This is a genomic window from Yinghuangia sp. YIM S10712 (assembly GCF_051388935.1).
GTDB lineage: Bacteria > Actinomycetota > Actinomycetes > Streptomycetales > Streptomycetaceae > Yinghuangia.
Genome location: NZ_JBPKBI010000001.1, coordinates 485,832 through 497,332 on the forward strand (window position 1 = coordinate 485,832; position 11,501 = coordinate 497,332).

Consider the following 11,501-nt stretch of genomic DNA (forward strand, 5'->3'; position numbering starts at 1 on the left):
CCCAGGGCTTGTCTGGTGGCTCCCTCCGGATTCGCCCGGCGTGGCACGACGGCTCTCGGCGTTGCGGGCCACAGGGCCTCCTGGTCCGGCGAGCGAGCACGCCGTGTACCGCCGCCACACCCTCAGCGGCCGGGGAACGCCAGCGCCTCGCGCGACACCCTTGGCACCAGGCCTTCGTCAGCGGCGCGGTCGAGCAGCGCGTGTACGGCGGCGTAGCCCTCGTCGCCCAGCTCGCGGGTGAACGCGTTGACGTAGAGCGCGATGTGCTGCTCCTGGACGGCCGGGCTCATCTCCTGGGCGTGTGCGTGCACGTAGTCGCGCGACGCGGCCGGGTCGGACCACGCGTGCTCCACCGACGCGCGCGCCGCCGCGGCCAGGGCCGGCAGGTCCAGGGAGCGGCGGGCGATGATGGCGCCCAGCGGGATCGGCAGGCCGGTGTCGGCCTCCCACGCCTCGCCCATGTCGGCCAGGCTCACAAGCCCGAACTCGTGGTAGGTGAACCGCGCTTCGTGGATCACTAGGCCCGCGTCGACCACACCGTCCCGTACCGCGGGCATGATCGTGTGGAACGGCATGACGCGGATCTCGCCCACGCCGCCGGGGATCTCCCGCGCCGCCCACAGACGGAACAGCAAGTACGCCGTGGAGCGCTCGCTCGGCACCGCGACCACGCGGCCGGCGAGGTCCGCCGGGGTGTGCGCCTCGCGGGCGAGCACCAGCGGGCCGCAGCCGCGTCCCAGTGCCCCGCCGCAGGGCAGCAGCGCGTACTCGTCCAGGACCCACGGGAGCGCGGCGTAGGAGATCTTCAGGACGTCGAGGCCGCCGCGCTCGGCGAGGCCGTTGGTGACGTCGATGTCCGCGTAGGTCACGTCGACCTCGGGGGCTCCGGGCACCAGGCCGTGCGCCCACGCGTGGAAGGTGAAGGTGTCGTTCGGGCACGGCGAGTACGCCATGCTCAGTCGCGCAGGTGTCATGCCCGTTCCTCGCGTAGCGCCGGCAGGATCGCGGCGGCGGCCACGCCGAGCACGCGCAGGGCGTCCGGGATGCGCCAGGCCTCGCGGTCGCGCGGCCCCACGAGATTGGAGACCGCGCGGAGTTCGCAGACCGGGACCCCGGCGTCGGCCGCCGCCACGGCGACGCCGAACCCTTCCATTCCCTCGGCCGCCGCCCCCGGATGACGCTTCGTCAGCTCCGTCGCGCGCGCTGCGGAGCCGGTGGCGGTGGAGACGGAGAGAATCGGCCCGACCACGACATCCGGGACGACCTTCCGGGCCGCGTCGGCGGCACATTCGACCACACCCGCCTCGACATCGAACGCACCGACGCCGAAGCCGAGTTCGTCGATCGTGAGGAACCCGTCGGGGGTCTCCGCACCGAGGTCGGCCGCGACGATCCGCCCGGCGACCACGAGCGACCCCACGGCCGCGACTCCCGCGAACCCGCCGCCGATGCCGGCGCTGACGACGAGGTCGTACGCCGACCGAGACAACGCCGCAGCGGTGCTCGTAGCCGCGGCGGCCGGACCGACACCGGCGGCCAGCACATCGACCCCGGGGAGCGTCCCGCGCCCGAGCACGGCGTCGCGCTCGGCGGGGACGGCGGTGACGACGAGGATGCGCACGGGCGCGTCGGCTATTTCTTTTCGAGGCTGAAGAGCCAGACGTTGTGGATCTGTTCGTTCTTGTACTCGACGACGCGAAGCGGGAGGGAATCCGCTTCGTCGAAGGCGCCGAGCGGCACGCGGAACCCGGTGTAGAACGTTTTGTCCTCGATCAAAGGGCCGGCATTGTCGCCGACGAAGATCTTCCAGCCGTTGTCGCTGACCGAAGGCTCGACCCCGACGCCGAGGTCGCCGCCCTCCGACACCTTGACGACCTTGGGCTTCTTGTCGGACGCCGGTCCGAAGCACGCGTCAAGGGCTTGTTCGGTTGCTTCGATGTCCTTGCACTGCGCCTCAGTGTGTTCCGACTCGCTGCCGTACACGACCGTCACCAACGCGCTGGGCTTCGTGTCGAGGTTGCAGCCGACGAGGGCGAGGGTGCCCAGAACGGAGGCGCCTGCGACGGCGGCGCTGCGGCGGATCTTCATGGGCCGAAGATTACCGGGCGCCTCGGAGCCGGAAGCCGGGGGATCGGGCAGGGCGCGATCGGCGCGTGGTGAGGCGGCGTCCGGTCAGCACCAATGTCAGGAGCAGGACGGCTGCCGCTATCCCCATTCCGAGGGTTCCGTTGAGCGGCAGCGCGATGCCCACGCCGCCGCCGGCCACCCACGCCAACTGAAGTGCGGTCTCGGTGCGCGCGAACGCGGAGGTGCGGACCTCCTCGGGGATGTCGCGCTGGATCATCGCGTCGAGGGACAGCTTGCCGAGGGCCTGCGCCAGGCCCGCGACCGCGGCGACCGCGACGACGGTGGTCAGGCCGTAGAACAGGGCCGCCGCCACGGCCGACGCGGCGGCGACGGCGACGACACCCACGATGATCGCCTCGGGGGCCTTCGACTTGAACCACGCGCCGAGCATGGTGCCGATCGCGTTGCCGACCGCCGCCGCGACCACGACCACGCCCAGGGCCGTCTTGCTGTCCATGTCGCCGACCGGTTCCTCACGCAGCAGGAACCCGAGGAACATGATCAGGAAGCCCGAGAAGGCACGCAGCGAAGCGTTGGCCCACAGCGCGAGGACGACGGACGGGCCGACGCTGCGCAGGCGCCGGGTGGTCTTTTTGGGCTTGCCGTCGGGTCGTGCGTCGGCGGCGTCGGCCTCGGTGCCCGAGGGCGGGGGGCCGGTCCCGGCGTCCTCGGACACCGCAGGGGCTTCGGCGGTTTCGGCAAGCGCCGCGCCTTCGGGGTCCTGGGCGTGGCGGCGCCGCGCGTGCACGAAGCCGTGGTGCTCGGCTCCGGGGGCCTCGCGCGTGAACGCCGCGCGGTCCTCGCCTTCGGGTGAGTCGACCTTGGACGGCAGGACGAACGCCAGTATCGCGCCGAACAGGAACACGGCGGTCGCGGCGTACATGATCCACGGCGTGCCGGCGGTGACCTTGAGCGCGCCTGCGACCGGGGCCGCGAGCAGCGTGCCGATCAGGCCGAACATGGTGATGCGCGAGTTCACCTTGACCAGCGACATCGACCGGGGTTGCAGGCGTGGTACGACGGCGCTGCGGGAGACGCCGTACGCCTTCGACGTCATCAGGACGAGGAACGCCTCCGGGTACAGCTCCAGCCCGCCGTCCTCCACGGCGGCCGCCATCATCCACGCGAGTGCGGCCCGGACCAGCATCGTGACCGCGATCGCCACGCGCCGGCCGCGTCGCAGCCGGTCCAGCAGCGGGCCGATGACCGGGGCCATCAGCGCGAACGGGGCCATGGTGATCAGCAGGTACAGCGCGACGCGGTCGCGGGCCTCGCCGGTCGGCACCGAGAAGAAGACGGTGGTCGCCAGGGCGATGGTGACCAGGGCGTCGCCCGCGTTGTTGATGGCGTGCAGCTCGATGAGTTTGCCGAGGCCGCTTTCCTTGGCGCCCTTGGAGTGCGCGGCGTCCCGGAATCGGCCGGCGATCGCCTTGGGCAGCATGCCGAACCACCACATGCTGCGCCGGAACCGCCCGCTGCCGGCTGCGCTGCTGCCGCGCACCCGTACCGCGCCGCTCCGTGAACCGCTTCGCGTCCGCAAGGCTCCCACCTCTTGGATCCTGCCCTTCCGCCTGGGGGATACGTCGGTGGTGACACGCCGTAAGGGCGCGTCGGTTGCGCGCCGGGAACGGGATTGCGTGCTTGTTGAGGGTAGCCCTCGCCATCCCACCCGGTGCTTGAGGGACAATCACTCTCGTGAGTGCCCCGATCCGTAGTCGAATCCCCGACCGCCTTTGCTCGGAGGCGGTCCAACTCGCCCTTGCCGCCGCCGAGGACGTCGCTGGCCCGGGCCGGGTCGGCGAGCACCTCGGCGTCGAAGTGGACGGCGACCGTGTCGTCACCCATCTTTTCGCGTGCCGAGAGGACGCGTACACCGGTTGGCGCTGGGCGGTCACCGTGGCGCGCGCGCCACGCGCCAAACTCGTCACCGTCGACGAGGTCGTTCTCGTGCCCGGCCCCGACGCGCTGCTCGCGCCGCAGTGGGTGCCGTGGAGCGAGCGGCTGCGTCCCGGTGACCTCGGGGTGGGCGATCTGCTGCCCACCAAGGAGGACGACGAGCGCCTGGAGCCCGGTTTCACCGAGGTCGACGTGCGTACGGCGCACGAGCCCTTGGGCCTGGGTGCCGCAGCGGTCGCGCACGAGCTGGGGCTCGGCCGGGCGCGGGTGCTCTCGCCGCTCGGTCGTGATCTGGCCGCGGAGCGCTGGGAGGAGCACTTCGGTGTCCGGACGCCGATGGCGCAGGCCGCGCCCGCGCACTGTGTGAGCTGCGGGTTCCTGGTCCGGATCGGCGGCCCGCTGGGCCAGGCGTTCGGTGTCTGCGCCAACGAGTACGCTCCGGCCGACGGCCACATGGTCTCCCTCGGCTTCGGCTGCGGCGGTCATTCCGAGGCTGCGGTCATGCCCGCGGTCCCGCCGGCCGCCGAGCCCGTCGTCGACGACTACGACGTCGAGCCGGTACGCGTGCACCACGAGGGCGGCTCGGTCGACGACACGGAACCGGCCGAGGAACTGGGACACTCCTGACGGACGCGGCCTTCCCGCCCGGCGCGATTTGCCAAGCGGGGCCTTGATGCGATGAGAGTTGGGGCCATGGGCACCGAGGACATCTTCGCGACGGCAGGGCTGCGTCGGGCCGTTCTTGACGCGTGGGCGGCGCAGCCCGCGCGTTTCCGGGAGGACGCCAACGCCGAGGAGGAGCTCGCGCTCGGCGGATACCGTGACCGGTTGGTCGTCGAGCTCGCACAGAACGCCGCCGACGCCGCCGTGCGCACGGGGGCTCCGGGGCGGCTGCGGCTGACGCTGCGCGACGGTGTCCTGACCGCCGCGAACACCGGCGAACCGCTGCACGCGGACGGGGTGTTGGCGCTGTCGACGCTGCGGGCGTCCGCGAAGCGCGACGAAGACCCGGGCACGGTGGGCAGGTTCGGCGTCGGCTTCGCCGCCGTGCTGGCGGTGTCGGACGAGCCGGCGGTCGTGTCGCGGACGGGCGGCGTGCGGTGGTCGCTGCGCGAAGCGCGGGCACTGGCCGCCGAGGTGCCCTCGATCGCGGACGAAGTCGCCCGCCGTGACGGGGCGGTGCCGGTGCTGCGGCTTCCGCTGCCCGCGGAGGGCAAGCCGCCGGAGGGCTACGACACCGTCGTCACCCTGCCGTTGCGCGATGCCGCCGCGACCGACCTGACGCGGCGCCTGTTGGACGAGATCGACGACGCGCTGCTGCTGACCCTGTCCGGTCTCGGCGAGATCGTCGTGGAGACGGACGGCGAAGTCCGCACGCTGACACGGCGCGACGATGGCGGCGCGGTCGTCGTGACCGACCGGGGGCGCGAGACGCGGTGGTGGGTCGGAAGCGCGGGCGGAGCGCTGGACGCGCACCTGCTCGCCGACCGGCCGACGGAGGAACGGCGGCGCGGCGTCTGGTCCGTGCTGTGGGCGGTTCCCGTCGACGCCGCCGGCGCGCCGCTGCCGTTGGGCGGCAACGGGCCCGAATGGCGGGCCGGGGGACCGGCGTTGAGCCTCGACGCGGCCGACGAGGACGGCAACCTGCGCGGTCCTGTGTCGGTGCGTCCCGTCGTGCACGCTCCGACCGCTTCCGACGAACCGCTGGGCCTGCCCGCCTTGTTGATCGCGTCGTTCCCGCTCGACACCACACGCAGGCACGTCGCGCCGGGCCCGCTGCGGGACTTCCTCGTGGAGCGCGCCGCCGAGGCGTACGCGGCGCTGCTGCGCGACTGGCCGACGCCCTTCACCCGGGCGCTGCTGGGCCTCGTGCCCTCCGGAGCGCCGGAGGCCGAACTCGACGCGCTGCTGCGGCGTGCCGTGCTCGCCCGGCTCGCCGAGACACCGTTCCTGCCCACCGCCGTGCCGCCGGAGGACCGTTGGACGGACGGCGAACTCCCGGTCGCCGCACCGGAGGTCGGCACCGCCGAGCCGTCGGCCCTGCGGCCCCGCGACGCCGTCGTGCTCGACGGCGCCGGTCCCGGCCTGGTCGCCGCGCTCGCCCCGGTGCTCACCGGGCTGCTGCCGGCCGGCCTCGACAAGTCGCCGGCGTTGCGGGCTTTGGGCGTACGGCGCCTGCCGCTTGCCGAGGTGGTCGACCAACTCGCCTCGCTGGAACGCGAACCCGAGTGGTGGTACGGCCTGTACGCGGCCCTCGACCCGGCCGACCGCGACGCGCTCGGCGCGCTGCCGGTGCCGCTCGTCGACGGGCGCCTGGTGCGCGGCCCGCGCCATCTGCTGCTGCCGGGCCCGGACACGCCCAAGCCGGCGGTGCTCGCGCCGCTCGATCTGCGCATCGTGCACCCGGACGCGGTGCACCCGCTCCTGGAACGCCTGGGCGCGCTTCCGGCGGTGCCGCGTACCGTGCTGGCCGACCCGGCCGTGCGCGCCGGGGTGGCGGCCGTCGACGAGCACGAGGACCCGGACGCCTTCACCGACGCGGTGCTCGAACTCGTCCGTGCCGCGGTCCTGGCCCCCGGCGAGGAGCCGTGGCTCGCCGAGCTGCCGCTGCCGGACGACCAGGGCGATCTGCTCCCGGCCGGTGAACTCATGCTGCCGGACAGCGCGTTGGTCGCGCTGGTCGAGCCGGGCACGCTCGGTGTCGCGGACCCGGACCTGATGGAGCGCTGGGGCGCGGACGTACTGCGCGCGGTCGGGGTGCTCGACACCTTCGGTCTGGTGGTCGAGGAGGACGTGGTCCTGGACCACGACGCGTGCGACCACGACCTGGACCTGGAGGAGGACTGGCTCGACGACGTCCTCGACCGCCTGCCCGATCCCGAAGTGCCGCCGGTGCTGGCCGTGTTCACGGCGGTACGCGACCTCGACCTGGTCGCCGACGAAGCGTGGGAGGACGCCCTCGACCTGTTGGCCGCACCGCCGCTGCGGGCGGCCGTGGTGGAGCCGGCGCGGGTGCTGCTGCCGGACGGCGGGCGTGCGGAGATCCCGTCGTACACCGCGTGGTGGCTGCGCGGGCACCCGGTGCTGGACGGGCGCCCGCCGGCGGGGCTGCTCGCGGCCGGTGCGGACGCCGCGCTGCACGGGCTGTACGACGAGGTCGACTCGCACCTCGACGACGTCTTCCTGCGCGCGCTCGGCGTGCGCACCACGCTGGCCGCGCTGCTCGCCGACCCGGGCGGGCCGGACGAGCTCCTGGACCGCCTCGCGAAACGCTCGCACGAGGTCTCCCGCGACCAACTTCGGCTGCTCTACACCGCGTTGGCGGAGGTTGACATGGACCGCGTGGACGCGCCGCACGAGGTGCGCGCGGTCGTCGCGGGCCGCCTGACCGTCGTGGACGCCAGTTCCGCGGCCGTCGCCGACGCTCCCGATCTGGCCGCGCTGCTCGCGGAGTCGCCGGCGTGGGCGCTGCTGCCGGTGCGCCCGGACCGCGCGACCGCGCTCGCCGAACTCCTCCAACTGCCGCTGGTGTCCGAGGTGGTGCCCGGCACGGTGGTGTCGGAAGGAGTGCGGCACGAGGTGCCCGACGCGGTGCTCGCGGCGCTGGCGGGAGCCCCGACCGAGTACGTCGAGCACGGCGAACTGCTCGTCATGGGCCCCGACGGCGCGGAACTCGAAGCCGAATGGCGTTTCGTGGACGGCGAGGTGCACGCGACGACCTTCGAGGGCCTGGCGCGTGGACTCGCGTGGGCGGCCGGCGAGTGGCACCGCCGCTTCGAGGTCGCGCAGCTTCTCACCGATCCGTCCCTGGCCCATGTCCTGGACGCGGAACGGGACTTCGACGCGCCGCTGTGACCTGCGGGTGCCTGCCCGGGTGACCGTTCGGGCAAGCGCCGTGCGCCGGGCGGGGGTTCGTGAGGGCGCGCTCAGTGCTCCCGAGCGGGTGGTGCCTGCTCGGCGCGGCGGCGCAGTGCGTCGCGGCGGCGGCGTACGTACCACAGGCCCACCACGCCGAGGCCGGCGCCGGCGAGCGCGCACCACGGCCACCACTCGCGGTCGTGGCGTTCAAGGGTGTCGAGGAACGGCAGCGAGACCAGGAAGAGGACGAACCACACGACGGTGCCCCCGGCGACGATCTTGACGTCGTCGGCTTCGAGTGGTTCGGGGGTGGGGCGCCGCACCCGGCCCGAGGGCGGGGGGACGGGCTGGGAAGGGGTGCCGGTCACAAGGCCACAGGGTACTGGCCCGTTCTCGGCCCGGCGGATCCGGCGCCGCGGGCCAAGGGCCGTTCCTTGTGCCGGTATTGCCGCGCCTTCCCTTATGGGAGCGTTCGTCCTGGTCCGCTCCGCGCGGGGGTTGTGCGGACGCGGCCGGGGCAGTCAGGATCGGCCGGGTGGGCTTGGAGCGCGGGACTATCGACGACGTTCCTCTCGCGGTGCTGTTCCCTGGTGCGGCGGCACACGAGCTGGAGCACATCCACCGGGTCGCGGCGGCCGTGGACGCATTGCGTCCGCCGGGTGATCCGGCGGAGTGGGAGTGGTTCCGCGACCATGCCGTGTGCCCCGATCCGATGCCGCGCGACATCACACCGCTCGTGCTCAGCACCGCGATGGGCCTGCACTCCGACGAGGCCGGGGTGGACTGGCTCGACCTGGAACTGGACATCGCGTGGGTCGGGCCGGGTGCGCTGGGCGCGCTCGCGGCGGTGAGTGTGGCGTGCTGGTGCGACATCGACCACAACACGCACTATCCGGTCGAGGACGTCGTCGCGATCGCGCCGGGGGTCGGCTTGGGTGACGCGTTCGAGCGTGCGGCGAGCCGCCTGCCGCGCTGGCTTGCGTGTCCGCACGACCCGGAGTACTGGCGGGCGCAGGGGCTGCTGCCCGCGCGGCCCCGTGAGCGTGTGCGGTAGCCGGCGGCCCTGCGGCGGCCGGGCCCTCGGGGTCTCGCGTCGTCCTGGCGTTCCGCGATGATCACGGTGATTCGACGGGGAATAAGCACCTCGCCGGAATCGGTTACCCGTTAGCGAAGGTAATGATCTAAGCTAACGAAGGTGTCGTTGTCCGAAGCCGACCGTGCCACGGTCGCCGTTCTCCGCGCGTCCGTGCTCAAACTGGCCCGCCGCCTGCGCAACCAGCGCGCCGACGAGTCGCTGAGCCCCACGCAGTTGTCGGTGCTGACCATCCTGGTCGCCCGAGGTGCCATGACGCCGGGTGAACTCGCCCGGCACGAGAAGGTGCAGCCGCCGTCGATGACGCGGGTGATCGCCGGGCTTGAGGAGCGCGGTCTCGTACGACGCGATCCGCACCCCGAGGACCGCCGGCAGATCACCGTCACCGCGACGGAGCCGGCCGCCGAGGTCGTCGCGGAGAGCAGACGGCTCGGGAACGCGTGGCTCGCCGCGCATCTTGAGGCGCTGACCGAGGAGGAGGCCGCGGCGCTGCGCGCCGCCGTCCCGGTTCTGGAGCGGCTCGCGCAGCTCTGAGCGGCCCGGGCTCGGGCCCGCCCGCATCGAGGGCGGTCGCGTGTCGGACACGGGGACCACATGTGGTCCCGGCACACCCGACCGACCGCTCGAAGAAAGGGGCGTCTTGACGGCCACCGCACCACCGGCCACTGCCCGAGCCTCGATGTTCTCCTCGCTGCACAACCGCAACTACCGCTTGTTCGCCGCCGGGCAGGTCGTCTCCAACACCGGCACGTGGATGCAGCGCCTCGCGCAGGACTGGCTGGTCCTCAAGCTGACCGGCTCCGCGATGGCGCTCGGCATCACGACCGGGCTCCAGTTCCTGCCCATGCTGCTGTTCGGACTCTGGGGCGGCGCGATCGCGGACCGCTACCGCAAACGCCGCCTGCTGGTCGCGACCCAGGCCGCGATGGGCCTGCTCGCGGCCGTCCTGGCGGTCCTCGACCTCACGGGCGTCGTCGACGTGTGGCACGTGTGGCTGCTGGCTCTCGGCCTCGGCCTCATGACGGCGATCGACAACCCGACCCGGCAGACATTCGTCGTGGAAATGGTCGGACGGTGTGACCTCCCGAACGCGATCAGCCTCAATTCGGCCAACTTCCAGCTCGCCCGGATCACCGGGCCGGCTGTCGCGGGCCTGCTCATCGCCGCGATCGGCACGGGCTGGGTGTTCGCGGTCAATGCGCTGTCGTACGCCGCCGTCATACTCGGCCTGCTGGCCATGCGCGAGAGCGAACTGACGCCCACCGAACCGGTGAAGCGCGAGCCCGGCCAGTTGCGGGAGGCGCTGGGCTACGTGCGCGCCCGGCCCGACCTGCTCGCGATCTTCGCGCTGGTCGGATTCGTCGGCACGTTCGGCTACAACTTCGCGGTCACCCTCGGGGGCTTCGCGAACCAGGTCTTCCACGCCGGACCGAGTGCGTTCGGCCTGCTCAACACCGTCTTCGCGATCGGTTCGCTGGGTGGCGCGCTCCTGGCCGCACGGCGGGGGGCGCCGCGCATGCCGATGCTCGTCGGTGCGGCGTTCCTGTTCGGCGCCCTGAGCGTCGTCGCGGCGCTGATGCCTGCGTACTGGAGCTTCGCGTTGCTGCTGGTGCCGATCGGCATCGCCGGGATCACCTTCAACACCGCCGCGAACGCCACGGTGCAGCTCGGCGTCGACGCGGCGCTGCGCGGCCGGGTCATGGGGCTCTACATGCTGGTGTTCATGGGCGGCACACCGGTCGGCGGGCCGCTGATCGGCTGGATCGCGCAGGCGTACGGCCCGCGCGTCGCGCTGATGTTCGGCGGCGGCGTGGCGGCGCTGGCCTCGGTGGTCGTGGCGTCGCTTCTTGTGCGGCACTCGGGGCGGCGGATCCGGTTGCGGGTGCGTCCGCTGCCGTCGGTGCGGCTCGTCCCGGCCGCGTCGGGTCCCGCGAGCGCAGGCCCGGAGGCGACATCGCCGCGGAGGCCGCGCGATCCGGTTGCGGCGTGAGACCGCGGCGTTTCCGAAAGCATCCGATCAGCATCTGACAAGACGTCAATATCGTTTTAACGTACGCCAATTCTTTCTTCTGCTGAAACCCGTACGGGTGACCGAAGTCATCGACATGGCTCGTTCCCGAGTGGAACGATTCCGATATGGACTATCTGCGGCTCCAGAATCTGTTCCAGGCGGAGGGACGGCGCCTGGCGGAATCGGCGGCGGCGGGCCTGGACACCCCGGTCCCGTCGTGCCCTGGTTGGACGGTCGCCGACGTGGTGGGACACACCGGATCGGTGTTCAGCACCGCGGCCGAATGGCTCCGGCTCGGCCGTCGGCCCGAGGGATCGGGCGACACGGCCCTGATCACCGGCCCCACATCGGGCGTCACAATCGCCTCCGACCCCGTCCCGAAATCCGACGTGCTCGCCTGGTACGGCGACGCCCTCGCCCGTCTCCGCATCGAATTCGACCGGCGCGACCCGGCCCGACCGCACTTCGCCGGCGAGGACGACGGAGCGGTCGACTTCTGGTACCGCCGCCTCGCCC

The 11,501-nt window shown here is 72.7% G+C and carries 11 protein-coding genes; 6 read left to right on the forward strand and 5 right to left on the reverse strand.

Going from position 1 to position 11,501, the window contains the following annotated elements:
• Positions 1 to 122 precede the first annotated feature (122 nt).
• From ACRX5W_RS02310 to ACRX5W_RS02325, 4 genes are read right to left on the reverse strand one after another with little or no spacing between them, the layout of a single operon-like run.
• Positions 123 to 974: a 1,4-dihydroxy-6-naphthoate synthase gene (locus ACRX5W_RS02310; protein ID WP_436786176.1), complete on the reverse strand. Its 852-nt coding sequence runs from the start codon at positions 972 to 974 to the stop codon at positions 123 to 125.
• Positions 971 to 1,621 carry a futalosine hydrolase gene (locus ACRX5W_RS02315; RefSeq protein ID WP_436786177.1) on the reverse strand — a complete coding sequence of 217 codons (651 nt, stop codon included), beginning with the start codon at positions 1,619 to 1,621 and terminating at the stop codon, positions 971 to 973. The genes ACRX5W_RS02310 and ACRX5W_RS02315 overlap by 4 nt, the downstream gene beginning before the upstream one ends.
• An 11-nt stretch (positions 1,622 to 1,632) precedes the next feature.
• Complete coding sequence (locus tag ACRX5W_RS02320; RefSeq protein WP_436786178.1) at positions 1,633 to 2,088, reverse strand: hypothetical protein; 456 nt, start codon at positions 2,086 to 2,088, stop codon at positions 1,633 to 1,635.
• Between the two features lie 10 nt (positions 2,089 to 2,098).
• Complete coding sequence (locus tag ACRX5W_RS02325) at positions 2,099 to 3,583, reverse strand: MFS transporter (RefSeq protein ID WP_436786761.1); 1,485 nt, start codon at positions 3,581 to 3,583, stop codon at positions 2,099 to 2,101.
• A gap of 251 nt (positions 3,584 to 3,834) precedes the next feature.
• Between ACRX5W_RS02325 and ACRX5W_RS02330 the strand changes: the two genes are divergently transcribed.
• Together ACRX5W_RS02330 and ACRX5W_RS02335 are read left to right on the forward strand one after the other, a co-directional pair.
• Positions 3,835 to 4,650, forward strand: coding sequence for a DUF3027 domain-containing protein (locus tag ACRX5W_RS02330; RefSeq protein WP_436786762.1), 816 nt, complete (start codon positions 3,835 to 3,837; stop codon positions 4,648 to 4,650).
• Positions 4,651 to 4,716: 66 nt separating this feature from the next.
• Entirely contained in the window at positions 4,717 to 7,878 is a 3,162-nt protein-coding gene (locus ACRX5W_RS02335) for a sacsin N-terminal ATP-binding-like domain-containing protein (RefSeq protein ID WP_436786179.1), read from the forward strand.
• A gap of 71 nt (positions 7,879 to 7,949) precedes the next feature.
• On the opposite strand, the gene ACRX5W_RS02340 is transcribed toward ACRX5W_RS02335, so the two are convergent.
• Positions 7,950 to 8,249 carry a DUF2530 domain-containing protein gene (locus tag ACRX5W_RS02340; RefSeq protein WP_436786180.1) on the reverse strand — a complete coding sequence of 100 codons (300 nt, stop codon included), beginning with the start codon at positions 8,247 to 8,249 and terminating at the stop codon, positions 7,950 to 7,952.
• Between the two features lie 167 nt (positions 8,250 to 8,416).
• Here ACRX5W_RS02340 and ACRX5W_RS02345 point away from each other — a divergent pair, with 167 nt between their 5' ends.
• From ACRX5W_RS02345 to ACRX5W_RS02360, 4 genes are all read left to right on the forward strand, one after another.
• On the forward strand, positions 8,417 to 8,935 hold the full coding sequence (locus ACRX5W_RS02345) for a hypothetical protein (protein WP_436786181.1): 519 nt from the start codon (positions 8,417 to 8,419) through the stop codon (positions 8,933 to 8,935).
• A 141-nt stretch (positions 8,936 to 9,076) separates the two neighbouring features.
• Entirely contained in the window at positions 9,077 to 9,508 is a 432-nt protein-coding gene (locus ACRX5W_RS02350) for a MarR family transcriptional regulator (RefSeq protein WP_436786182.1), read from the forward strand.
• 106 nt (positions 9,509 to 9,614) lie between these two features.
• On the forward strand, positions 9,615 to 10,964 hold the full coding sequence (locus tag ACRX5W_RS02355) for an MFS transporter (RefSeq protein ID WP_436786183.1): 1,350 nt from the start codon (positions 9,615 to 9,617) through the stop codon (positions 10,962 to 10,964).
• A 146-nt stretch (positions 10,965 to 11,110) separates the two neighbouring features.
• A partial coding sequence (locus tag ACRX5W_RS02360) for a maleylpyruvate isomerase N-terminal domain-containing protein (protein WP_436786184.1) occupies positions 11,111 to 11,501 on the forward strand: 391 nt, incomplete at its 3' end.